General features: G+C 66.3%; 21 protein-coding genes. 12 read left to right on the top strand and 9 right to left on the bottom strand.

What is annotated here, in order from left to right:
- Positions 1–22: 22 nt before the first annotated feature.
- From ACVW1B_RS41615 to arfB, 3 genes are all read left to right on the top strand, one after another.
- Positions 23–1,414, top strand: a complete 1,392-nt coding sequence (locus ACVW1B_RS41615) for a M16 family metallopeptidase (RefSeq protein WP_456822956.1) — start codon at positions 23–25, stop codon at positions 1,412–1,414.
- Positions 1,411–2,775 (top strand): M16 family metallopeptidase, encoded by a 1,365-nt coding sequence (locus ACVW1B_RS41610; protein ID WP_456777617.1) that lies wholly within the window; start codon positions 1,411–1,413, stop codon positions 2,773–2,775. The genes ACVW1B_RS41615 and ACVW1B_RS41610 overlap by 4 nt, the downstream gene beginning before the upstream one ends.
- Before the next feature lie 509 nt (positions 2,776–3,284).
- Positions 3,285–3,704 (top strand): alternative ribosome rescue aminoacyl-tRNA hydrolase ArfB, encoded by a 420-nt coding sequence (arfB, locus tag ACVW1B_RS41605; RefSeq protein WP_456822955.1) that lies wholly within the window; start codon positions 3,285–3,287, stop codon positions 3,702–3,704.
- A 264-nt stretch (positions 3,705–3,968) separates the two neighbouring features.
- Here arfB and ACVW1B_RS41600 read toward each other — a convergent pair whose 3' ends face one another.
- Entirely contained in the window at positions 3,969–4,268 is a 300-nt protein-coding gene (locus ACVW1B_RS41600; RefSeq protein WP_057016634.1) for a hypothetical protein, read from the bottom strand.
- Between the two features lie 390 nt (positions 4,269–4,658).
- Here ACVW1B_RS41600 and ACVW1B_RS41595 point away from each other — a divergent pair, with 390 nt between their 5' ends.
- From ACVW1B_RS41595 to ACVW1B_RS41580, 4 genes are read left to right on the top strand one after another with little or no spacing between them, the layout of a single operon-like run.
- Entirely contained in the window at positions 4,659–4,979 is a 321-nt protein-coding gene (locus tag ACVW1B_RS41595; RefSeq protein ID WP_438080472.1) for a c-type cytochrome, read from the top strand.
- Positions 4,980–5,375, top strand: coding sequence for a VOC family protein (locus ACVW1B_RS41590; RefSeq protein WP_057016635.1), 396 nt, complete (start codon positions 4,980–4,982; stop codon positions 5,373–5,375).
- Between the two features lie 53 nt (positions 5,376–5,428).
- Complete coding sequence (locus tag ACVW1B_RS41585; RefSeq protein ID WP_018269794.1) at positions 5,429–5,977, top strand: hypothetical protein; 549 nt, start codon at positions 5,429–5,431, stop codon at positions 5,975–5,977.
- 17 nt (positions 5,978–5,994) lie between these two features.
- Entirely contained in the window at positions 5,995–7,563 is a 1,569-nt protein-coding gene (locus ACVW1B_RS41580; RefSeq protein ID WP_229190508.1) for a GMC family oxidoreductase, read from the top strand.
- 306 nt (positions 7,564–7,869) lie between these two features.
- Here the strand turns inward: ACVW1B_RS41580 and ACVW1B_RS41575 are convergent, their stop codons facing one another.
- Positions 7,870–8,190 (bottom strand): ribbon-helix-helix domain-containing protein, encoded by a 321-nt coding sequence (locus ACVW1B_RS41575; protein WP_016848007.1) that lies wholly within the window; start codon positions 8,188–8,190, stop codon positions 7,870–7,872.
- A gap of 233 nt (positions 8,191–8,423) precedes the next feature.
- Here ACVW1B_RS41575 and mutL point away from each other — a divergent pair, with 233 nt between their 5' ends.
- Complete coding sequence (gene mutL, locus ACVW1B_RS41570) at positions 8,424–10,241, top strand: DNA mismatch repair endonuclease MutL (protein WP_456777619.1); 1,818 nt, start codon at positions 8,424–8,426, stop codon at positions 10,239–10,241.
- A gap of 210 nt (positions 10,242–10,451) precedes the next feature.
- On the opposite strand, the gene ACVW1B_RS41565 is transcribed toward mutL, so the two are convergent.
- From ACVW1B_RS41565 to ACVW1B_RS41555, 3 genes are all read right to left on the bottom strand, one after another.
- A complete protein-coding gene (locus ACVW1B_RS41565) occupies positions 10,452–11,015 on the bottom strand; it encodes a hypothetical protein (RefSeq protein ID WP_456822954.1) in 564 nt (187 codons plus the stop codon).
- A gap of 181 nt (positions 11,016–11,196) precedes the next feature.
- Positions 11,197–11,760, bottom strand: a complete 564-nt coding sequence (gene rsmD, locus ACVW1B_RS41560) for a 16S rRNA (guanine(966)-N(2))-methyltransferase RsmD (RefSeq protein WP_092089085.1) — start codon at positions 11,758–11,760, stop codon at positions 11,197–11,199.
- A 6-nt stretch (positions 11,761–11,766) separates the two neighbouring features.
- Positions 11,767–13,824 carry a pseudouridine synthase gene (locus ACVW1B_RS41555; RefSeq protein ID WP_456777622.1) on the bottom strand — a complete coding sequence of 686 codons (2,058 nt, stop codon included), beginning with the start codon at positions 13,822–13,824 and terminating at the stop codon, positions 11,767–11,769.
- 140 nt (positions 13,825–13,964) lie between these two features.
- Here ACVW1B_RS41555 and ACVW1B_RS41550 point away from each other — a divergent pair, with 140 nt between their 5' ends.
- On the top strand, positions 13,965–14,411 hold the full coding sequence (locus tag ACVW1B_RS41550; RefSeq protein ID WP_225163883.1) for a nucleoside deaminase: 447 nt from the start codon (positions 13,965–13,967) through the stop codon (positions 14,409–14,411).
- Between the two features lie 237 nt (positions 14,412–14,648).
- Here ACVW1B_RS41550 and ACVW1B_RS41545 read toward each other — a convergent pair whose 3' ends face one another.
- Entirely contained in the window at positions 14,649–15,554 is a 906-nt protein-coding gene (locus ACVW1B_RS41545) for an alpha/beta fold hydrolase (RefSeq protein WP_456777623.1), read from the bottom strand.
- Between the two features lie 122 nt (positions 15,555–15,676).
- Between ACVW1B_RS41545 and ACVW1B_RS41540 the strand changes: the two genes are divergently transcribed.
- On the top strand, positions 15,677–16,909 hold the full coding sequence (locus tag ACVW1B_RS41540; protein WP_253604254.1) for an acyl-CoA dehydrogenase family protein: 1,233 nt from the start codon (positions 15,677–15,679) through the stop codon (positions 16,907–16,909).
- 135 nt (positions 16,910–17,044) lie between these two features.
- Here the strand turns inward: ACVW1B_RS41540 and ACVW1B_RS41535 are convergent, their stop codons facing one another.
- Entirely contained in the window at positions 17,045–18,370 is a 1,326-nt protein-coding gene (locus ACVW1B_RS41535; RefSeq protein WP_456777626.1) for an adenylate/guanylate cyclase domain-containing protein, read from the bottom strand.
- Between the two features lie 46 nt (positions 18,371–18,416).
- A complete protein-coding gene (purD, locus tag ACVW1B_RS41530) occupies positions 18,417–19,694 on the bottom strand; it encodes a phosphoribosylamine--glycine ligase (RefSeq protein WP_456777627.1) in 1,278 nt (425 codons plus the stop codon).
- A 165-nt stretch (positions 19,695–19,859) separates the two neighbouring features.
- Between purD and xseA the strand changes: the two genes are divergently transcribed.
- Positions 19,860–21,482, top strand: coding sequence for an exodeoxyribonuclease VII large subunit (gene xseA / locus ACVW1B_RS41525; protein ID WP_456777628.1), 1,623 nt, complete (start codon positions 19,860–19,862; stop codon positions 21,480–21,482).
- 16 nt (positions 21,483–21,498) lie between these two features.
- Here the strand turns inward: xseA and ACVW1B_RS41520 are convergent, their stop codons facing one another.
- Entirely contained in the window at positions 21,499–22,296 is a 798-nt protein-coding gene (locus ACVW1B_RS41520) for a dienelactone hydrolase family protein (protein ID WP_456822953.1), read from the bottom strand.
- A 219-nt stretch (positions 22,297–22,515) separates the two neighbouring features.
- Here ACVW1B_RS41520 and ACVW1B_RS41515 point away from each other — a divergent pair, with 219 nt between their 5' ends.
- Positions 22,516–22,743 carry a DUF2093 domain-containing protein gene (locus ACVW1B_RS41515; protein ID WP_016848019.1) on the top strand — a complete coding sequence of 76 codons (228 nt, stop codon included), beginning with the start codon at positions 22,516–22,518 and terminating at the stop codon, positions 22,741–22,743.
- The last annotated feature ends 9 nt before the right edge of the window (positions 22,744–22,752 follow it).

The following is a 22,752-nucleotide window of genomic DNA, read 5'->3' as shown; positions in this document are numbered from 1 at the left end:
GGTCCGGGCTTTCATAAGGACCATGATGCGCTCTCGCCGATCGATCGCCCTGTTCGCTGCCGCATTCGTTTCCACCATCCCGCTGCCGGGTGCCAGCCTCCGCGCCCAGACCACCGTCACCTCGGAACGCCCCGCCAGTTTCACGCTCGACAACGGCCTGCAGGTCGTGGTGATCCCCGACCACCGCACGCCGGTGGTCACGCAGATGATCTGGTACAAGGTCGGCTCGGCCGACGAGACGCCCGGCAAGTCCGGCCTGGCGCACTTCCTCGAGCATCTGATGTTCAAGGGCACCGCCAAGCATCCGGCCGGCGAGTTCTCGCAGACCGTGCTGCGCGTCGGCGGCAATGAGAACGCCTTCACCTCGGTCGACTACACCGGCTACTTCCAGCGCGTGCCGCGCGAGCAGCTGCCGACCATGATGGAGTTCGAGGCCGACCGCATGACCGGCCTGATCCTCAAGGACGAGAACGTGCTGCCCGAGCGCGATGTCGTCCTCGAGGAGTTCAACATGCGGGTTGCCAACAACCCGGATGCAAGACTGACCGAGCAGATCATGGCCGCGCTTTATCTCAACCATCCCTATGGCCGGCCGGTGATCGGCTGGCACCAGGAGATCGAGAAGCTCGACCGCGAGGATGCGCTCGCCTTCTACCGCCGCTTCTACGCGCCGAACAACGCGATCCTGGTCATCGCCGGCGACGTCGACGTCAAGGATATCCGCCCGCTGGTCGAGAAGAACTTCGGCCCGATCCCGGCGCAGCATGCGATCCCCGAGAAGCGGGTCAGGCCGCACGAGCCGACACCGGCCGCGCCGCGCACCGTGACGCTGTCGGATCCGCGCGTCGAACAGCCGAGCCTGCGCCGCTATTACCTGGTGCCCTCGGCGACAACCGCCGCTTCAGGCGAGAGCCAGGCGCTCGATGTGCTCGCGCAGTTGATGGGCGGCGGCGCCAACTCCTATCTCTACCGCTCGCTGGTGATCGACAAGGGCCTCGCGATCTCGGCCGGCGCCGGCTACCAGGGCACTTCGCTCGATCCGTCGCAATTCTCGATCTCGGTGACGCCGAAACCCGGCGTCGAGTTCGCGCAGATCGAGGACGCGATCGACAAGGTGATCGCCGACCTCGCGCAGAACCCGGCGCGCGCCGAGGATCTCGAACGGGTCAAGACCCAGCTCATCGCGGAGGCGATCTACGCCCAGGACAACCAGGCGACGCTGGCACGCTGGTATGGCGGCGCGCTGACCACCGGGCTCAGCATCGAGGATATCCGCAGCTGGCCGGACCGCATCCGCGCCGTCACCGCCGAGCAGGTGCGCAATGCCGCCGCCAGCTGGCTCGACAAGAAGCGGTCGGTGACCGGCTACCTGATCAAGGATACTGCGCCGAAACGTGAGGAGAAGCGCTCGTGATCTATTCCCTCACCCGCCGTGCGGCGCTGATCGGCGGCGCCTGCGCCGCGCTGCTGACGCTGACTTCAGTGCCCTCGCAGGCCGCGGCCAAGATCCAGCGGCTGGTATCGCCCGGCGGCATCGAGGCCTGGTTCGTGCAGGACGCGACCGTGCCGCTGATCGCGATGGAATATGCCTTCAGCGGCGGCGCCAGCCAGGATCCGCCCGGCAAGCCCGGCGTCGGCAATCTGGTCGCCGACCTGCTCGACGAGGGCTCCGGCGATCTCGATTCCAAAACCTACCATGAGCGGCTCGAGCGCCGCGCCATCGAGCTCAGCTTCCAGTCGAACCGCGATCAATTCCGCGGTTCGCTGCGCATGCTCAAGGACAACAAGGACGAAGCCTACGACCTGTTGCGGATGGCGCTGACCTCGCCGCACTTCGAGCCGAAGGACGTCGAACGGATCCGCGCCCAGGTGATCGCCAATCTGCGCCGCGAATCGACCAATCCGTCCTCGCTCGCCGGCCGCAAGTTCCTCGAACTCGCATTCGGCGATCATCCCTATGCCAGGACGGCCACCGGCACGCTCGACAGCGTGCCGACCATCCAGATCTCCGATCTCAAGGACTACACCCGCCGCATCATCGCCAAGGATACGCTGCGCGTTGCCGTGGTCGGCGACGTCGATGCCGATACGCTCGGCAAGCTGCTGGACAAGACCTTTGGCGGCCTGCCGGCGAAAGCCGAATTGACGCCCATTCCTGACGTCGTGGCGACCAGGCCGCCGCAGCGCGCCTTCGTCCCGCTCGACGTGCCGCAGACCGTCGTCACCTTCGGCGGCCCCGGCATCGCCAGGCACGATCCGGACTTCATGGCGGCCTATGTGGTGAACCACATTCTCGGCGGCGGCGGACTGTCGTCGCGGCTCTACAAGGAAGTGCGCGAGAAGCGTGGGCTGGCCTACTCGATCTATGAAGCGCTGGTCTGGATGGATCACTCCGCGCTGTTCATCGGCAACACCGGCACCCGCGCCGATCGCGCCGGCGAGACCGTCGATGCGATCGAAGCGGAAGTCCGCCGCATCGCCGAGGAAGGTCCGACGCAGAAGGAGCTCGACGAGGCGAAGTCCTACCTGAAGGGGTCGCAGATGCTGGCGCTCGACACCTCCTCCAAGCTCGCGCAGGCGATGCTGCAATACCAGCTCGACAAGCTGCCGATCGATTACATCGAGAAGCGCAACGCCATCGTCGACGCGGTGACGCTCGACGATGCCAAGCGGGTCGCCAAAAAGCTCTGGGGCAACGGCCTGCTCACCGCAATCGTCGGCCGCGCCCCGCAGGCCGCGGCGCAGCCGGTGTCGGCGCCGCCGAAGGCGAACTGACGCGCTTCGGCGCGCTCTCACTTCTTCGTCCGCACCACCGCCGTGGCCACCCCTCTCCCCACCCTCCCCCGCAAGGGGGGAGGGAGCTGGAACAGCGTGCTCACCTCACACCGAGTCACCGCAAACACTACAGCCCGTTCTCGGGCCGTCAGGGACGTATAGGCGGTAGGGCTCCCTCCCCCTGCGGGTAGGGCAATCGCATATGGCCGTTTGAGGCGATCGGAGTTCCCACAAACTCGTCATGCCCGGGCTTGTCCCGGGCATCCACGTCTTCGTTTCCACGCGAAGAAAAGACGTGGATGGCCGGGACAAGCCCGGCCATGACGGCGCGGAAGAATCGGCTCATTCCATATGCGATTGCCCTGCTTTTGCGGGGGAGGGTGGGGAGAGGGGTAAGCCACACGCGGCGCTCTCAGACGTACCTAACGCTGCATCTACGCAGCTGAAGCACGCACAGCACAAACCCGCTATCCTGCGGCCTGCCGATTCTTCCCTCCACGGGTGATGTCATGCTGCGGGTGTCCCGCGACCTTGCGATCGACGAGAACGACATTGAGATCGTCTTTGTCCGCGCCTCCGGCCCGGGCGGACAGAATGTCAACAAGGTCTCGACCGCGGCGCAGCTTCGCTTCGATACCAACAAGATTGCATTGCCGGCAGACGCCGCGCAGCGGCTGGCGCGGCTCGCCGGCAGCCGCATGACCAAGGAAGGCGTGATCGTGATCCACGCCTTCCGCTTTCGCACCCAGGAACGCAATCGCGCCGATGCGATCGAGCGGCTGCTCGAGATGTTGAGGGAGGCGATGGTGCGGCCGACACCGCGGCGGCCGACCAAGCCGACGCTCGGCTCCAAGCAGCGCCGGCTCGAGGGCAAGAAGCGCCGCAGCGACATCAAGGCGGGGCGCAGCGCCCGCCGTTTCGACGATTAGATCATAACGCGTTTCCACGGAATCGCATCATGATCTCATCTCCTTGTTTGAGCATGATCTTTTCGGAAAACCGGTTTCCACTTTTCCGGATCATGCTCCAGGGAACGCCGGACGCAGCGCGCGCGGCACTGCATCCGGGATCCGGTCAGCGTAACCAGAAGCGTTTTCGCGCGAAGCGGATGTCGGTTCGCGCGAAGGAACGCGTCAGAACAAGAAGCTCGAGCCTTGGTTCCGATTGATCAGAACCGCGAAGGCTCTCGTGCTTCAGTACTTCTTGGTTGCGGGCGCCATCTCGGAACCGCCCGACTTCGGTGCCGTGCGTCCGCTGCCGACCGTTCCCTTGCTGCCCGACTTGGCGGCGGCGCCGCTCTTCTGCGTCGTCGCGCCAGGTTGCGCCGTCATTTCCTCATCGCCGCTGCCGGACATGCCGCCGCCCTGCTGCATGGTACCTCTGCCCTGTGCACCGCCGCGGGTATCCGGTGCAGTCGTTCCCTGTGCCAGGACGGGGCCGGCCATCGCGGCCGAGATGGCAAGGGCGAGCACGCTGGTTTTTGCAAACGTCATCCATTTCTCCTGGGACTTTAATTGACGATGGAGGAGCGGCGCAGGTGGTGCGCCGTTTGCAGCGCCGACCCTGAACCCCATCGCGCAAGACTGCATTTTCCGCAAACGGCGCACGCGAGATGCAAGCTGCGTCGTGTGGTGATCGTGCAGGGATTTCGCGGTCATTTTGCGAAATTGTCGTCCGCATATGCGGCAACCACCGGTTCCGCGCCAGATCACCGCCCAGCTTTGTTCTGCTGTGAAACAGCCCGCTACTACCAACGGCGGATTTCAGCCTCCTACAGTCACCGCACAGAGGCGGTGATGTAGATGACAAAGCTGCGCGCAAGGTGGTCGTTGGGGCTGGGATTTTGCAGCGCAATGCTTGCAGTGCAAATGACGGCTGCGCAGATGCCCCTGCCCGCCGCCAGGCCGCCCGATGGGGCGACGCTGTTCAAGCAGCAATGCGCGACCTGCCACACCACCAACATGTCGGATGCCGTCCGGCAAGGCCCGTCGCTCTATAAGGTCGTCGGCCGCCACGCCGGCAAGGCCGACGGCTTCAAATATTCCGCGGGATTCAGCAAGGCCGATTTCGTCTGGGACGACGCCAGGCTCGATGCCTGGCTGACCAATCCGCAGGAGGTGATCCCGGGCGCCGTGATGGCCTACCGGCAGGCCAAGCCGGAAACCCGCGCCATGATCATCGCCTATCTGAAGGAGCTGAACTGAATGGCGAAACCCGTGCATTCGATGATCCGCGTGTTTGACGAAGGAAAAGCGCTCGACTTCTACCAGCGCGCGTTTGGCCTGGAGATCGCGGACAATCTGAGATTTCCCGATTTCGCGCTGATCTATCTGCGCCATCCCTCCTCGCCCTTCGAGGTCGAGCTCACGGTCAACTTCGATCGCAAGGAGCCCTACACGCTCGGCGACGGCTACGGCCATCTCGCCGTCATCGTCGATGACGTCGATGCCGAGCACGCGCGCTTCGAAAAGGAGAAACTGTCGCCGGGGCCGCTGCGCGACTTCAAGCACGACGGCAAGACGCTGGCGCGCTTCTTCTTCGTCTCCGATCCCGACGGCTACAAGATCGAGGTGATCCAGCGCGGCGGGCGCTTCGGCTAGAGCATGCTCAGACAACAAGGCAATTGCACAAATAAAAATTGACGGAGGAACCCATGAGAGAAATCGATCGACGCAGCAAATATGACCGGCGTGTCTTTCTCAAAGGCGCGGCCGTGACCGCACCCGCAGTCGCGATTGCGACCTCGACGGGGCTCGGTATCACCGATGCGTGGGCCGAAGGCGCCACGACGCTGACGCCGGCCACGCTGAAGACGCTGCTGAAGATGGCGCGCGATATCTATCCGCACGATTTCCTCGGCGACAGCTACTACATAGCAGCGGTCAAGCCGTATGACGAGAAGGCCGCGAAGGATCCGGCGGTCAAGTCGCTGATCAATGACGGCGTCACGAGGCTCGATCAGGCGGCCAACGACCGCCACAAGATGCCTTATGTCCAGGTCGCCTGGGAAAACGATCGCGTCGCGCTGCTGCAACAGATCGAACAGAGCGCCTTCTTCCAGAAGATCCGCGGCGACCTCATCGTCTCCATCTACAACAACAAGGAGGTGTGGCCGCGGTTCGGCTACGAGGGCTCCTCGGCCGAGCATGGCGGCTACATCAAGCGCGGCTTCGCCGATATCGACTGGCTGCCGAAGGTCTAACGGGTCGGGAGGAAACAATGGCAAAATTCGATCTGAATGACAGCGGCGTTGTGGTGATCGTCGGCTCCGGTGCCGGCGGCGGAACGCTCGGCAATGAACTGGCGCAGAAGGGCGTCAAGGTCGTGATCCTGGAAGCCGGCCCGCGCATCGAGAACCAGGACTTCATCAACGATGAATGGGACAGCTTCACCCAACTCGCCTGGTCCGACGCGCGCTCGACCTCGGGCAGCTGGCGCGTCCACCAGGACTTTCCGGGCCTGCCGGCCTGGATCGTGAAGGCGGTCGGCGGCTCGACCACGCACTGGGCGGGCGCCTCGCTGCGCTTCGACGAGCACGAGTTCAAGATCAAGTCGGCCTATGGCACCATTCCCGGCGCCAACCTGATCGACTGGCCGATCACGCTCGCCGAGATGGAGCCGTGGTACGCCAAGGCCGAGGACAAGATGGGCGTCACCCGCACCAACGGCATCCCAGGGCTGCCCGGCAACAATAACTTCAAGGTGATGGAAGCCGGCGCCAGGAAGCTCGGCTACAAGGAGGTGCACACCGGGCGGATGGCGATCAACAGCGAGCCGCGCGACGGCCGCGGTTCCTGCCAGCAGATCGGCTTCTGCTTCCAGGGCTGCAAGTCGGGCGCCAAATGGTCGACGCTCTACACCGAGATCCCGAAGGGCGAAGCCACCGGCAATCTCGAAGTGCGCCCCGGCAGCATGGTGATCAAGATCGAGCACGACCAGTCCGGCAAGGTCACCGGCGTGGTCTACGCCGATGCGACGGGCGCGATGCAGCGCCAGAAGGCCCGCGTCGTCGCGGTCGCCGGCAACTCGATCGAGAGCCCGCGGCTCTTGCTCAACAGCGCGTCCAGCATGTTCCCGGACGGGCTCGCCAATTCATCCGGCCAGGTCGGCCGCAACTACATGCGGCATATGACCGGCAGCGTGTATGCGAGCTTCGAGAAATCGGTGCACATGTATCGCGGCACCACGATGGCCGGCATCATCCGCGACGAGGCCAAGAACGATCCGAAGCGCGGCTTCGTCGGCGGCTACGAGATGGAGACGCTGTCGCTCGGCCTGCCCTTCATGGCCGCGTTCCTCAATCCCGGCGCCTGGGGACGCAGCTTCACCAGCGCGATCGAGGGCTATCCGCGGATGGCCGGCATGTGGCTGGTCGGCGAGGACATGCCGCAGGAGACCAACCGCATCACGCTGGATCCGAAGATCAAGGACAAGTTCGGCATGCCGGTCGCCAGCGTGCATTTCGACGATCATCCGAACGACGTCGCGATGCGCGATCACGCCTACAAGCAGGGCTCCGCGGTCTATGAGGCGGTCGGTGCCACCGTCACCTATCCGACGCCGCCCTACCCCTCGACCCATAACATGGGCACCAACCGGATGAGCGAGAAGCCGCGCGACGGCGTGGTCAACAAGTTCGGCCAGACCCACGACATCAAGAACCTGTTCGTCTCCGACGGCAGCCAGTTCACGAGCGGAGCGGCCTGCAACCCGACGCTGACGATCGTGTCGCTGGCGATCCGCCAGGCCGACCACATCGCCGGCGCGATGCAGCGCAAGGAGATCTAGACCAGACGACCATTCGAACCGAGTCCGGATTCCGCCTCACCTCGCCCCGCGTGCGGGGAGAGATCGGAGCGCATCGTTAGATGCGTTCCGGGTGAGGGGGAGTCTCCGCAAACGCAGCTGTCACCGGATACGCGGAGACGGCCCCTCAGCCCAACCCTCTCCCCGTAAGCACGGGGCGAGGGAGCGCAGCGCCGTCGTGGTCGCCACTGCGCTTTAGCAAGAAAATACAATTCCCCTCTCACTGAAGCGGCCCTGTCCAGTCAGGGCAAGGCCGCTTTCTTTTTGCGTGATGGACTTGCGCGAAATCTATTCCGCCGCATCCATGATCGCCGCCGCCCCGCGATAGTCCGGGACCACCGCCGGCGCATTGGCCTTGGCGCGGTAGATCAGGCAGGAGCAGCGCAGCAGCGACGCGAAATTGTTCACCTCGCCGTGATGATCCAGCACCTCGTTGTGCAGGGTGGTGAGGAACTTGGCCAAGGTCATGCCTTCCTTGGCCGCGATCTCCTCCAGCGTATCCCAGAACGACATTTCCAGCCGGATCGAGGTGCAATGGCCGTCGATCCGCAACGATCGGGTCTGCGATTCATAGTCGCGTTGCGGCTGATGCGCGAAAAGATGGCACATGGCGTTCCTCCGGCGAGAACTTATAATTTTTCTAAACGATATACCTGTGCGCGCGGCCCCACAATCGGGACGTAGGGCGTAACGCGCCGGCCGCCGAAGCCAAGCGTCTTCAAGGCGCTAGGCCGGACTCATCCCCAACCCGCATCCGGCCGCCATATCGGTCCCATGCATTTGCCGGCGCGGCGACTTATAGTAATGGCCAGCCTCGAATCGCTCCTCCGAACGTCCAATCCATGCCCGTCCGCCAGCTTCCCGAACAGCTCGTCAACCGCATCGCTGCCGGCGAAGTGGTCGAACGCCCCGCGAGCGTGGTCAAGGAACTGGTCGAGAACGCGATCGACGCCGGCGCCAGCAGGATTGACGTTTTCACCGATGGCGGCGGGCGGCGCCGGATCGGCATTACCGACGACGGCGGCGGCATGACCCGCGCCGACCTCGCGCTTGCGGTCGACCGTCACGCCACCTCCAAGCTCGACGACGAAGACCTGCTGCGCATCCGCACGCTCGGGTTCCGCGGCGAGGCGCTGCCCTCGATCGGCGCGGTCGCAAAGCTCGGCATCACGACGCGTCATGCCAGCGAGCCGCATGCCTGGTCGCTGTCGGTCGAAGGCGGCGAGAAGTCGGAGGTCATGCCGGCCGCGCTCGGCCAGGGCACCCGCGTCGAGGTCAATGAACTCTTCTATGCGACGCCGGCGCGGCTGAAGTTCCTGAAGACCGACCGCACCGAGGCCGAGGCGATCCGCGAGGTGGTACGCCGCCTCGGCATGGCGCGTCCCGACATCGCCTTCACGCTGGCCGGCGAAGAGCGTGCGCCGGTCACCTGGGCCGCGGCGCTGCCCGGCGCGGCCGGCCGGCTGACCCGGCTCGGCGATATCCTGGGTGCGGATTTTCGTGCCAGTGCGATCGAGGTGCGCGCCGAGCGCGAGGGCGTCGTGGTCGAAGGCTTTGCCGCCGCGCCGTCGCTGACCCGCGCCAATGCGCTCGGGCAATATCTGTTCGTCAACGGCCGCCCGGTGCGCGACAAGCTGATCCTCGGCGCCGTGCGCGCGGCCTATTCCGACTATCTGCCGCGCGACCGCCATCCCGTCGTGGCGCTGTTCGTGACCTGCGACCCCGAGGGCGTCGATGCCAATGTGCATCCGGCCAAGACCGAGGTGCGCTTCCGCAACGCCGGCCTGGTTCGCGCGCTCATCGTGCACGCCTTGAAGGAGGGCCTTGCGCGCGAAGGCAGGCGCACCGCGGCCAATACCGCCGACGGCGCCGCGCTCTCGGCCTTCCGCCCGGCCTTCACGCCGCCACGTCCGGGCAATTGGGACTGGCGCGGCTCGCCGTCCTATCCGGTTGGTCCGATGCGCGCATTCGACGGTGCGGCGGCGCCCGCCTTCGCCGAGCCCGGACAGGCCGCCTTCGACGTCGGCGCGCCGACCGCCGATGTGCGCTTCGAGGCCGCGCCCGCGCCCGACCTGCTCGACCGGCCGCTCGGCGCCGCGCGCACCCAGATCCACGAGACCTACATCGTCTCGCAGACCCGCGACGGCCTCATCGTGGTCGACCAGCACGCGGCGCATGAGCGCATCGTCTATGAGAAGCTCAAGGCCTCGCTGGCGAAGAACGGCGTGCAGCGGCAGATCCTCTTGATCCCCGAGATCGTCGAGCTCGATGAGGCGACCGTCGAGAAGCTGCTCGACCGCGCCGAGGAGCTGGCGTCGTTCGGGCTGGCGATCGAATCCTTCGGCCCCGGCGCCGTCGCGGTGCGCGAGACGCCTTCGCTGCTCGGCAAGGCCAATGCGGCGGGCCTGTTGCGCGACCTCGCCGAGCACATGGCCGAATGGGACGAGGCGCTGCCGCTGGAACGCCGGCTGATGCACGTCGCCGCCACCATGGCCTGCCACGGCTCGGTCCGCGCCGGCCGCCGCCTCAAGCCGGAAGAGATGAACGCGCTACTCCGCGAGATGGAGGACACGCCGAACTCCGGCCAGTGCAACCACGGCCGCCCGACCTATGTCGAATTGAAGCTGAGCGATATCGAGAAGCTGTTCGGGCGGCGGTAGTCTCCATCCCCGTCGTCCTGGGCAAGCCAACGGGTCGGCGCAAAGCGCCGCCCGATGACAAACTCCGCGCGACCCGGGACCCATAACCACCGATCTCTCGTTTGAGAGACGCTCGGGCCACAGCGCGCTTCCACAAAGCACATTCGTGGTTATGGGTCCCTGCTCCCGTGCGCAATTGCGCACTAGGCAGGGACGACAGATCAGGGCATCCTACAAATCCTTGCGCGCGAACACCTCCAACGCCGTGCGCAACTGTGCGATCCATTCGTTGCCGTCCTCGAACTCGCCCGCCGCAATGCGAGCGCAGATCCGATCGAGATCATCGTCATCGGCTGCACGCTTGCCGATCTGCCGGACGATCGCGGCATAGCCGTCCACCAGCAGCACGAGGCCGGGCGCGCTCGCTGCAACATATTGCTCCCGCGCATCGCGGAACAGCCGGGACGCGTCGTCGTAGCGGCCGAGCGCAAGGTCGAAGGCCCCCACCATCCAGACGCCCGTTCCCTCGCGCAGCGGTGCGAGCCCCAGGCTCCGCACCAGCGCTAACGAACGTTCCGCAAGCTCGCGTGCGGCCAGCAGATTGTCCTGATTGATCGGCTTGTCGGACACGCTCCAGCCCGGCCAGCAATCGGCCGCCGCATTGAACGTCCAGCGCTGGACCATCATGAGCGCGTCACGCGCGTCCCCATCCCGCGCGCCGCAACCGCGCTCGATCTGATCGGCGGCATCGCGCGCTGCCGCAAGCAGCGCCGCATCATCGCCAGCGCCGCGCAACGCCTTGACCTGCGTCTCCAGCTGACCGGCCAGCCCGGCAAGAGTGTCGGCCATGGTTCGCGCTCCCCTAGCGGTGATGAATCAGTATCGCGTAGGATGGGTAGAGCGCAGCGAAACCCATCATCTTTCCCGCGGCCCGGAAGTTGATGGGTTTCGCTGCGCTCTACCCATCCTATGAATTCTAGATTGCGGTGACAGCACGCAAAAACACGAACTCGGTGTCGTCATAGGCCCGCCGCTCGAGCTCCTCGAAGCCCTCGGGTGCCGCGAACGCCGCGGCCTTTGCCTCTTCCACCACGAGCAGCGCGCCCGGCGTCAGCCAGCCGCCGTCGCGCAGCGAGGCGAGCGCCTTGTCGGCCAGCCCCTTGCCATAGGGCGGATCGAGAAACACCAGCGAGAACGGCTCGACCGGATGCGCCGGTCCAAGATCGGTGGCATCGCGGCGATAGACCTTGGTCGTGCCGCCGAGGCCGAGCGACTCGACATTGTTGCGCAGCAGCGCGCGCGCCTCGGCGCCATTGTCGACGAACAGCGTGAACCTGGCGCCGCGCGAGACCGCCTCGATGCCGAGCGCGCCGGTGCCGGCAAACAGATCGAGCACGCGCGCGTCCTCAATCGGATTGTCGTAGGCGTGGATCAGAATGTTGAACACGGACTCGCGCAGGCGGTCCGCGGTCGGACGAATCTCGCGGCCCGCAGGCGAAGCGAGATTGCGGCCCTTCAGCCTGCCCCCGACGACGCGCATCGACCGTTACTCGTCGCGCGGCTTGAGATCGCGCTTGCCGTGATAGCCGCGCTTGGGACGGCGCGGCGGGCCGTAGCCGCTCGCTTCGTCTTCATTGCGGGCACGCGCTTCCTCGCTGCCGGTGCGCTGCACCAGCACGCGGCGGCCCTTGCGATCGTTGATGGTTTCGCGCTTGCTGGGCTTCGGCTTCCTCGCCGGTGCATGGTCGCCGTCGGCTGCGTCACGCTGCTCCGGTCGCGTGAAGTCGGCGCCCGCGATCTTGGCGATCTTCTCGCCGAGCTGCTCGCGCAGCACCCGCGTCTTGACCTCCTCGACCTTGCCCTCCTCGAGCTCGCCGAGCTGGAACGGGCCGTAGGAAATCCGGATCAGGCGGTTCACCTCGAGCCCGAGATGCGCCATCACGTTGCGCACCTCGCGGTTCTTGCCTTCGCGGATCGCAAACACCACCCACACATTGGCGCTCTGGTCGCGTTCCAATGTCGCGTCGATCGGCCCGTATTTGACGCCGTCGACCTCGACGCCGCCCTTGAGCTGGTCGAGCTGGCTTTGCGTCACTTCGCCATGCGCGCGCACGCGGTAACGGCGTAGCCATCCTGTGTCGGGATGCTCCAGCGTCCGCGCCAGGCCGCCGTCATTGGTCAGCAGCAACAGGCCTTCGGTGTTGAAGTCGAGCCGGCCGATCGAGATCAGCCGCGGCAAGCCCTCGGGCAGATTGTCGAACACGGTCGGCCGCCCCTCGGGATCGGCATGCGTCGTCATCAGCCCGCGCGGCTTGTGATACATGAACAGCCGGGTCCGCTCGCGCGGCGGCAACGGCTTGCCGTCGACCGCCACCACATCGTTGTCGGTGATATCGAGCGCCGGCGAGTTGATCACGCGTCCGTTGACGGTGACGCGCCCTTGCGTGACGATCTCCTCGGCATCGCGGCGCGAGGCGAGACCGGCGCGCGCCAATACCTTGGCGATGCGTTCACCTGTCTTCTTCGGCTTCGGCTCGGGACGCTCGCGCCGGTCGTCGGTGGCGCGTTCGCGATAGGCACCGCGGCCGCCGAAGGCCGGGCGCTTCGCAAAGATCCTGCTGTCGTCCTCATTGTCGCGGCGCGGCCGGTCGGAGAAGCGACCCTCGCTGCGCGGGTGCTCCTGCCAGTCGGTGCGGCCTTCGGGCCGCTCACGCCGGCGATTGTCGCGGCCACCATCTTCATTATGACGATCCCAGCGCGGCCGGCCGAACTTCGGACGATCACCCTGCTCGCGGTCGTCGCGTGACTTCGAGAACCGCGGACGTTCGCCGCCACCGCGATCGTCGCGCGACCGCGAAAAGCGCGGGCGCTCGTCGCCGCCGCGGTCGTCGCGCGGCTTGTAGCCGTCGCGCGGCGTGCGATCCCGCTTTTGCCAGGGCTTCTCGTCGCCGCGGTCGCGGCCCTCGAAGTCGCGGTCGCGCTTGAAGCGCGGGCGATCGCCGAAATCGCGGCGCGGTGCGTCGCCATCCTCGCGGCGACGGAACGGGCGGCCTTCGCCCTTGTCCCCAAACGAGCGCTTGTCGCGATCGCCGCGCGAAAACTTCCGGTCATCGAATTTGCGCTCGGCGCGCTCGCCGCGCGGCGCAAAGGTCCGCTTCTCGCCGTCGCGCTCGCCACGCGGCCTGTAGGGGCGCTTCTCGCGATCGCCATAGGACCGCTTCTCGCCGAACTTGCGGTCGGATGAGCGGCCCTCCGAGCGCGCGCCGCCGCGCTGCGGACGATCGCCCGCATCAAAGTCCCGGCGCTCGCCGCGCGGTTTGAACGGGCGCTTTCCGCCACCCTCGCCGCCGCGGTCGTCGCGCTTGAAGCGCGGCCGGTCGCCGTAATCGCGGCGCGGCGCATCGCCGTCCTCGCGGCGGCGGAACGAGCGGCCCTCGCCCTTGTCGCCGAACGAGCGCTTGTCGCGATCACCACCTTTACCGCCGAAGCTGCGCTTGCCGAACGGCTTGTCCGATCCGCGGGAGCCACTGGGCCGCCCCTTCCCGGGCGCCCCCCGGTCCCGCCGGCCGCGGGAATCGTTGTTTTTGTCGCTGTCGCGGGGCATGAATGTTCTCGCCTGGAGGTTCAATTGGGGCGCAGGGCAACCGGCGATACGCGCGCCATCTGGGCGCGACTGGCGCAAAACCGGCATCCACTTCTGCTGAAGGCGACGCTACTAGCAGGTTTCTTCCGATGATACGAGGCATGTCTGCCCCTTCTTTCATGGATTTGGCGCTAAAAACCGCCGAAAGTGCCGGAAAAGCTGGCGAGGTTCCGATCGGATGCGTGATCGTGCGGGGCTACGAGGTGATCGCCACCGCCGGCAACCGCACCCTGACCGACCACGATCCGACGGCCCATGCGGAAATCCTTGCGATCCGGCAGGCCGCCGAGGCCATCGGCACCGAGCGGCTGGTCGATTGCGACCTCTACGTGACGCTGGAGCCCTGCACCATGTGTGCCGGCGCGATCTCCTTTGCCCGCATCCGCCGGCTCTATTACGGCGCCGCCGACCCCAAGGGCGGCGCGGTCGAGTCAGGCGTCCGGTTCTTCGCGCAGCCGACCTGCCACCATGTGCCGGAGGTCTATGGCGCGGTCGGCGAGACCGAGTCCGCGCGCCTGCTGCGCGAGTTCTTCAGGGAGCGACGCTAACGAATTCGTAGCGCGGACGACCTGTAGCCCGGATGAAGCCAACGGGTCGCGCGAACGCGCGCCCGATGACAGGCTCCGCGCAATCCGGGCTACCAAGATCTTGAACCCGTCATCCTGAGGAGCGCGCAGCGCGTCTCGAAGGATCGACGGCCACCAGCCGGGCCGTGCATCCTTCGAGACGCGCGTTCCGCGCTCCTCCAGCGACAAAGGCGAAGCCTTTGCGCGGGGATGACGGTGCTACCCCGCCAGGAAAAACTCCCGCAGCAGCTTCGCGGTCGCCTCCGGGGCCTCCTCGGGCAGGAAGTGCCCCGACGCCACCGGCGCGCCGCTGACATTGGTGGCCCAGGTCTTCCAGGTGTCGAGCGGTGTCGTTGCGGCGCTCGCAACCCCGGCATCGCCCCACAGCGCCAGCATCGGGACCGTGATCTTCTTGCCGGCGTCGACATCGGCCTTGTCGATCTCGTAGTCGGCATAGGCGCCGGCGCGATAGTCCTCGCACATCGCGTGGATGCGCGCGGGATCGCGGAATGGCGCAAGGTAGTGCGCGAGCGCGCGCGGATCGATCGCCTCCAGCGTCTTGCTTTTGGTCTGACTCGCCATCTTCTCCCTGAGGAAGAATTCGCCATTGTTGGAGATCAGCGTCTCCGGCAGCGGATAGGGCTGCGCCAGGAACGCCCAGTGATAGATCTTCAACGCCGACAGGCGATTGAGCTTCTGCCAGTAATCATAGGTCGGCGCGATATCGAGCACCGCAAGCTTCGACAGCCGGCCGGGATGATCGAGCGCGAGCCGGTACGACACCCGGCCGCCCCGGTCGTGGCCGGCGAGCGCGAAATGCACGTGCCCGAGTTGCTCCATCACCTCGACCATGGTCTTCGCCCAGGCCCGCTTGGTGTAGGGCGTATGATCCTTGTCGCTGTCGGGCATATCGGACCAGCCATAGCCCGGCAGGTCGGCGACGATCAGCGTGAACCTGTCGTCGAGTTTCGGCGCAACCGTGTGCCACATCACATGCGTCGAGGAGAAGCCGTGCAGCAGCAGCAAGGGCGGGCCCTTGCCGCCGACGCGGGCGAAGATGCGGCCCTGCGAGGTGTTGATCCATTCGGACGCATAGCCGGGAAAAAGATCAGCGAGATCAGGCATCGATAGCTCCTTCCCTGTGGCGGCCGCGCTGCTTCAAACTTTGTTCGGCGTTGCCGCTGGCTTTGACGAGGTTTATGCCATCCTCAAGTCCTGCCAACAACAACATGAAACGAGGAAGTGCCATGTCGATCGACTTCGAAATTCCCGCCGAAGCCAAGGCGATCCGCGAGAAGGTTCGCAAATTCGTCCACGACGAATGCATTCCGGCGGAAAAGGAACTCGACACCAAGCCGCTTGCCGAGGTGCTGGGACCGCTGCGGAAGAAGGCCCGCGCGCAGGGCCTGTGGTGCCCGTTCGTGCCCAAGGAGTATGGCGGTATGGGCCTCGGCCCGCTCGCCAACGCGCTGGTGCAGATGGAGCTCGGCGAGAGCATGCTCGGCGCGCTCTCGATGAACACGCAGGGACCGGACGACGCTTCGATGATGACGATCCTGGCGCACGGCACCGAGCACCAGAAGGAAAAATTCCTCAAGCCCCTGCTGAACGGCGAAAAGCGCATCTGCTTCTCGATGACCGAAAAGGCCGCCGGCGCCGATGCCACCGGCATGCAGACCACGGCGGTGAAGGACGGCAACGAGAACTACATCCTCAACGGCGAGAAATGGTTCTCCTCGTCGGCGAGCGTCGCCGACCTCGCACTGGTCATGGCGAAGACCGATCCCAACGCGCCGCGCCACAAGCAATATTCGACCTTCATCGTCGAGCTGCCCAACCCCGGCTACCGCATCAAGCGCAACGTCGCCAACATGGCGATCGAGGGTCCGCATGACGACGTGATCCATGGCGGCCACTCCGAGATCGAGATCAAGGATCTGAAGGTGCCGGCCGACAATCTGCTCGGCGGCGAAGGCAACGGCTTCAACATGGGTCAGCACCGCCTCGCCTACGGCCGGCTGCGCCACGGCATGCACAACGTCGCCAAAGCGCAGCGCGCGCTCGACATGGCGGCCGCCCATGTCACCAAGCGCTCGACCTTCGGGCAATTACTGGCTGACCGGCAGGCGGTGCAGTTCATGCTCGCCGACTGTGCCAGCGAACTCTATATCGGCCGGCTGATGCTGCTGCACATCGCCTACAAGGCCGAGAAGGGCCTCGACATCCGCCAGGAGAACTCGATCGCCAAGATCTTCCACGCCCACATGGTGCACAAGGTGATCGATACCGCGATCCAGCTGCACGGCGCGCTCGGCTTCAGCCAGGATACCCCGCTGGCGAAATGGTACACCCAGGTGCGCTCGCAGCGGCTGGTCGACGGCCCCGACGAGGTGCACAAGTGGAAGATCGGCAAGAACGTCATCAAGGCGTTCCGCGAGCACGGCACCACAGCGTCAGCGGCAGGCGGGGATCTGCTCTGACCCACTTCGTCATTCCGGGGCGGCGCAACGCGCCGAACCCGGAATCCCGAGATGAGGTGAGAAGGTGTCCACAACATCGAGATTCCGGATCGACGCGCGATGCGCGTCGTCCGGAATGACGGCGTGGGGCCGAACCTAGCCGCTCGCCGCAAACAGCTCCCATGTCCCGGGCAGTCCCTTCAGCTCGAACGCGCCGCGTTCGGCGAATTTCAACCCGGCGCCCGCGACCAGATCGGTCACCACGCGTGACACCAGCACCTCGTTCGAGCCACACTGCGACATCACGCGCGCCGCGGCGTGGACCGCTATGCCGCCGATATCCGCCCCCCTCACCTCGATCTCGCCGGTATGCAGGCCCGCTCGCACCGGCAGGCCGATCTGCCGCGCGGCCGAGCCGAACGCCAGCGCACAGCGTACGGCGCGGCCCGGACCGTCGAAGGTCGCCAGAATGCCGTCGCCGGTGCTCTTCACCAGATGGCCGCGATGGCGGCCGACCACCTGCTGCGCGAGTTGATCGTGATCGTCGAGCAGACGTCGCCAACGATGATCACCCATCGCGGCGGCGCTGCGGGTCGAATCGACGATATCGGTGAACAGCACGGTCGCAAGCACACGGTCGAGCTCGGCATCACCACCATCGCGATGGCCGGTAACGAATTCCTCGATATCGCCGAGCATCGCCTCGGTCTCGCCGACCCAATAGTAGTGATCGCCGCCCGGATATTCCACGTATTTCGCGCCGGGGATCGAGCGCGCGACGGCACGGCCGAGCGCCACAGGAACGCGGGCATCGCCGGTCCGATGCAGGACAAGCGTCGGAGTCTGGAGCATCGGCAGGATCGCCGTGACGTCGATCGCGCGATTGAGAACGAGCAGCGTCCGCAACGCTCCCGGACTGCTCGACAGCCGCTCGAATTTCGCGATCTGCGCGATCACTTCCGCATTCGTTGCCTGGCTCGGCGCGACAGTCTTGACCGTATCGCCAGAACCCCAGTTCTGCACGATCTCGTCACAGCGCAGCTGCCACACATCGTCCGCCAGGCGATCCTTCGAGCGGGCAAAGCTGCCGAGCAGAACGAGATGCGAAACGCGGTCCGGATAGGTCGCTGCAAACAGCACACTCATCGGGCAGCCCTCGGAGAAGCCGAACAACACCGCCTTCGCGGAGCCGATAGCATCCATGATGGCCCGGACGTCGTCCATGCGCTGCTCGAGGGAGGGCGCGCCGGTCATCCGATCCGACAATCCCTGTCCGCGTTTGTCGAAGGTCACGACCCGGGCGAAGCGCGACAGGCGGCGCAGCACGGCGGTGTAGCCGGGCATCTCGTGCATGAACTCGATGTGCGAGAACAGGCCGGGGACAAGGATGATGTCGACAGGACCATCGCCCATCACCTGATAGGCGATGCTCGCGTCGGCGCTTTGCGCGTAGTGCGTCTCGGGCAGTCTGAAATCGGTCATTCGAAGGCCCCGGGGCGCGCCATTGTCGCCGCTGAGGCCGGATCGATCAACCCTTCTCCGCCTCCACCGCCTGCCAGGCGATGTCGCGGCGGCAGAATCCGTCCGGCCATTTGATGCGATCGACAGCCTGATAGGCGCGGTCGCGCGCCTCGGTGACCGTCTTGCCCATCGCGCAAACGTTCAACACCCGGCCGCCATTGGCGATGATCGCGCCATCCTTCGCCACCGTACCGGCGTGGAAGATCTCGACGCCCTCGACCTTGGCGGCGTCGTCGAGGCCATCGATCCGCGTGCCCTTGATGTAATCGCCGGGATAGCCCTTGGCCGCCATCACTACCGTCAGCGCCGGGTCCGGATACCAGCGCAGATCGAAGTTCTTCAATTGCCCGTCGATGGAGGCGAGCAGCGCCGGCACGATGTCCGACATCATCCGCATCATCAGCACCTGGCACTCGGGATCGCCGAAACGGACATTGTATTCGAACAGCTTTGGGCCCTGCGCGGTCAGCATCACGCCGGCATAGAGCACGCCCTTGAACGGCGTGCCGCGGCTCTTCATCCCGGCCACCGTCGGCAGGATGATCCGCGCCATGATCTGGTCGTGCACCTCTGATGTCACGAACGGCGTCGGCGAATAGGCGCCCATGCCGCCGGTGTTCGGCCCCTTGTCGTGATCGAACACCCGCTTGTGGTCCTGCGCCGAGGCCAGCGGAATTGCGGTCTCGCCGTCGCACAGCGCGAAGAAGCTGATCTCGCGGCCCGACAAGAATTCCTCGATCACGACCTCGGCGCCGGCCGAGCCGAACGCGCCCTCGAACATCATCGCAATCGCGGCCTCGGCCTCGGGCAGCGTCTGTGCCACCACGACGCCCTTGCCGGCGGCAAGCCCGTCGGCCTTGACCACGATCGGCGCGCCCTGGGCACGGACATAGGCCACCGCGTCCTTCGCATTGTCGAAGCGGCGATAGGCGCCGGTCGGAATGTTGAACTCGCTGCACAGGTCCTTGGTGAAACCCTTCGAGCCCTCGAGCTGGGCGGCCTGCCGGCTCGGTCCGAACGCCTTGATGCCTTCAGCGGCGAGGTCGTCGACGATCCCGGCGGCGAGCGGCGTCTCCGGACCGACCACCACCAGATCGACCGCATTGCCCCGGCAGAATTCGATCACCGCGGCATGGTCGGCGATATCGAGCGCAACGCATTCGGCCTCGCGCGCGATCCCGGCATTGCCCGGCGCGCACCACAGTTTCGTCACCAGCGGGGATGCGGCGATCTTCCACGCCAGCGCATGTTCGCGGCCACCGGAACCGAGCAGGAGGATGTTCATCTGTGTCGCCGATCAGAGGGGTTGTAACGCCATTTCGTCCGGTTTAGCACGCTCCCGAACCGCGGCAACACGCGGTTCGATCAGATGTGGATATGTGATTCGACGCCCGAAACGCGGCGTCCGGACCTTGCACACGGGGTCGAAAACCCCGATTCTATAGATCAGATGACCGCTGCTCCGAATCTCGTCAACGCGCCTGAATTCACCGTCTCGGAACTCTCTTCCGCCCTGAAGCGGACGGTGGAGGACCGCTTCGGCCATGTCCGTGTCCGCGGCGAGATTTCGGGCTTTCGCGGCCCGCATTCCTCCGGCCACTGCTATTTCGCGCTGAAGGACGAGAGCGCCAAGATCGAGGCGGTGATCTGGAAGTTCGCCCACGCCCGGATGCGCTTCAAGCCGCAGGAGGGCCTCGAGGTCATCGCTACCGGCAAGCTGACCACCTATCCGAACTCCTCGAAGTACCAGATCGTCATCGATTCGCTGGAGCCCGCCGGCGTCGGCGCGCTGATGGCGCTGATGGAGGAGCGCAAGAAGAAGCTCGCCGCCGAGGGCCTGTTCGACGAGGCCCGCAAGCAGCTTTTGCCCTGGCTGCCCGAGGTGATCGGCGTCGTCACCTCGCCGACCGGCGCCGTGATCCGCGACATCCTGCACCGGCTGGAGGACCGCTTCCCCCGCCGGGTGCTGGTCTGGCCGGTCAAGGTGCAGGGCGACGGCTCGGCCGAGCAGGTCGCGGCCGCGATCCGCGGCTTCAATGCGCTTCCGGAGGGCGGCCGGATTCCACGGCCCGATCTGCTCATCGTTGCGCGCGGCGGCGGCTCGCTGGAGGACCTCTGGTCGTTCAACGAGGAGATCGTGGTCCGCGCCGCGGCCGAGAGCCACATCCCGCTGATCTCGGCGGTCGGCCATGAGACCGACATCACGCTGATCGATTTCGTCGCCGACAAGCGCGCGCCGACGCCGACCGCCGCCGCCGAGATGGCGGTGCCGGTACGCAGCGAGCTGTTCGTCGAGGTCGCGGCGCTCGCCCGCCGCACCATGGTGTGCTGGCAGCGTGCCCAGGAGACCCGCCGCAACGAGCTGCGCGCCGCGGCGCGGGCGCTGCCGGCGGCGCACGAACTGCTCGCGATCCCGCGGCAGCGGCTCGATCATCTCGCAGCAGGTTTGCCGCGCGGGCTGAAGGCCAATACGCACGCGCATTTCCGCCGCTTTGCCGCCAGCAGTTCGCGCCTCACCATCGGCGTGCTGCGCGGCCAGATCGCGCATGCGCGGCAGCGGCTCACCGCATCCGGCGAGCGCATCACGCTATCGGCGCGCGCGCTGCTGCATCGCCGCCGCGAGCGCTTCAGCGGGCTCGAGATCCGGCTCAAGGCCTCGAAGCTCGCCAACGCCAAGGCCCAGCGCAACGCCATCGCCCGCGACCTCGAGCGCACCCACCGCCTCGCCGAGCGCGCCCGCCGCGCGCTGGTAACGACGATGCAGCGGCTCGAGGCGCGCGTCGCCCATAGCGGACAACTGCTATCGGCGCTGTCCTATCGCGGCGTGCTGGCGCGCGGCTTTGCGCTGGTGCGCGACGCGCAGGGCCACGCCCTGCACTCCGCCGCGGCGGTCGGCCCGAACGCCGGCCTGTCGATCGAATTCGCCGATGGCCGCGTCGCCGCCACCGCGAACGCCGATCAGCCCCCGGCGACGGTGGCGCCCGAGAGCCAGCCGAAGCCTCAGCCGCGCGAGGCGAAACCGGCAGCGCCGAAGCGCGTCACCAAGCCGGTCGATCAGGGCAGCTTGTTCTAGCCCGGCAACAGCTGTCTTAGCGCGACAGCCACTCGGCGACTTGCTTTTGCGCATCCTTGCGCGCGCCGGTATCGGTGCCGACGTGACCGCGCTCGGCGATCTCGGCATCGGAGGCCGCGACCGCGTGCAGCGGCAGGTTGGGCCGGTCGAAGTCGTGATAGGCCTCGGGATAGACCACGATCCGCGCCAGCGCGCTGCGGCCGCGGGCGCCGTCGACCATCTGGTGGCAGGCCGATGACGATGTCACGTCGTCGCGCGCGCCGATCAGCACCAGCGTCGGCACCCGCGCGCTCCAGCCGAGGCCGAACGAGGCGCGGCAATCCGGATAGAATGCGACCGCCGAGCGAAAGTCCGGCTCGACGTTGCGCGACCACATCTGCGGCCGCACCGCCCACAGCAAAGCGGCGGCGCCGTTGCCCCAGCCGATCAGGCTGATGCGGCCCTTCGCCACCCATTTCTGCTGCACCAGCCACTGCCGCGCCGCGTTGATGTCGGCGACCCGCGCACGGCGGGTCTGGACCTGATGCTCTTTGATGCGGCACTGCGGACCGAGCTCGCGCGAGCCGTAGCTGTCCGGCAACAGCACCGCATGGCCGGTCGTCAGCAATTGCTCGGCCCAGTCGCGATAGCGCGGCAGCACCGGCTCGGAACGGCCGGCGAGACCGCCGCAGCCATGCAGCGCGATGACGGTCGGGAACGGGCCGTCGCCATCGGGCCGGTAGAGCTGCGCGTGCAGCGTGACGTTGCCTTCGGGGATCTCGACCTGATGCGGGTCCGGGAGCGGCGCCGCGGCCGCGGCCGGCACGGCAAGCATGGCGAGGCACATGAAAACTGACGTGAGGCGCATCCGATCCGGCCGGCTCGTTATGGCGCTGCAAACACAGCGGACCACACCGACAAGGCTACCATGCGCCTCCGCCGCCAAATCATCACAAGTCGGTGGTTTAACGGGCGGACATGACACCCTATCTGTGATAGACGGTTTCATCGACATCCAGATGGCCTCGTTGGAGGCAAGGCGGAGAGCTCAATCGTGCTGAACAAGTTCGGTCCCTCGGGCCATGGCGAAGCGCAGGTGCAATATCTCGACGGCGATTTCCGCGTGATCTCGCCCGGCACCTTTGTGCGTTGTGCCATCACCGACGTCCGGATTCCGCTCGACGAGCTGAAGTACTGGAGCGTCGACCTGCAGGAAGCCTACGCCACCCCGACCGCCGTGCTGCAGCGCCACCATCCCGGCGTCCTCAAGCCGCAGGCCTAGGCTCAAGGC

The organism is Bradyrhizobium sp. USDA 4502, from assembly GCF_054063355.1.
The sequence above is the reverse complement of the archived record's forward strand: the minus strand, read 5'-3'. Positions and strand labels throughout refer to the sequence as shown.

Bases quoted from the DNA above. Each gene is read 5' to 3' on its own strand.
- ACVW1B_RS41545 (WP_456777623.1), bottom strand. From the start codon at position 15,554: ATGCCTGATCTCGCTGATCTTTTTCCCGGCTATGCGTCCGAATGGATC.
- ACVW1B_RS41535 (WP_456777626.1), bottom strand. From the start codon at position 18,370: ATGACCGATTTCAGACTGCCCGAGACGCACTACGCGCAAAGCGCCGAC.
- ACVW1B_RS41585 (WP_018269794.1), top strand. From the start codon at position 5,429: ATGAGAGAAATCGATCGACGCAGCAAATATGACCGGCGTGTCTTTCTC.
- arfB (WP_456822955.1), top strand. From the start codon at position 3,285: ATGCTGCGGGTGTCCCGCGACCTTGCGATCGACGAGAACGACATTGAG.
- ACVW1B_RS41550 (WP_225163883.1), top strand. From the start codon at position 13,965: ATGTCTGCCCCTTCTTTCATGGATTTGGCGCTAAAAACCGCCGAAAGT.
- rsmD (WP_092089085.1), bottom strand. From the start codon at position 11,760: ATGCGCGTCGTCGGGGGCAGGCTGAAGGGCCGCAATCTCGCTTCGCCT.
- ACVW1B_RS41595 (WP_438080472.1), top strand. From the start codon at position 4,659: ATGCCCCTGCCCGCCGCCAGGCCGCCCGATGGGGCGACGCTGTTCAAG.
- ACVW1B_RS41590 (WP_057016635.1), top strand. From the start codon at position 4,980: ATGGCGAAACCCGTGCATTCGATGATCCGCGTGTTTGACGAAGGAAAA.
- ACVW1B_RS41615 (WP_456822956.1), top strand. From the start codon at position 23: ATGATGCGCTCTCGCCGATCGATCGCCCTGTTCGCTGCCGCATTCGTT.
- ACVW1B_RS41575 (WP_016848007.1), bottom strand. From the start codon at position 8,190: ATGTGCCATCTTTTCGCGCATCAGCCGCAACGCGACTATGAATCGCAG.
- mutL (WP_456777619.1), top strand. From the start codon at position 8,424: ATGCCCGTCCGCCAGCTTCCCGAACAGCTCGTCAACCGCATCGCTGCC.
- ACVW1B_RS41600 (WP_057016634.1), bottom strand. From the start codon at position 4,268: ATGACGTTTGCAAAAACCAGCGTGCTCGCCCTTGCCATCTCGGCCGCG.
- ACVW1B_RS41540 (WP_253604254.1), top strand. From the start codon at position 15,677: ATGTCGATCGACTTCGAAATTCCCGCCGAAGCCAAGGCGATCCGCGAG.
- ACVW1B_RS41555 (WP_456777622.1), bottom strand. From the start codon at position 13,824: ATGCCCCGCGACAGCGACAAAAACAACGATTCCCGCGGCCGGCGGGAC.
- ACVW1B_RS41520 (WP_456822953.1), bottom strand. From the start codon at position 22,296: ATGCTTGCCGTGCCGGCCGCGGCCGCGGCGCCGCTCCCGGACCCGCAT.
- xseA (WP_456777628.1), top strand. From the start codon at position 19,860: ATGACCGCTGCTCCGAATCTCGTCAACGCGCCTGAATTCACCGTCTCG.
- ACVW1B_RS41580 (WP_229190508.1), top strand. From the start codon at position 5,995: ATGGCAAAATTCGATCTGAATGACAGCGGCGTTGTGGTGATCGTCGGC.
- purD (WP_456777627.1), bottom strand. From the start codon at position 19,694: ATGAACATCCTCCTGCTCGGTTCCGGTGGCCGCGAACATGCGCTGGCG.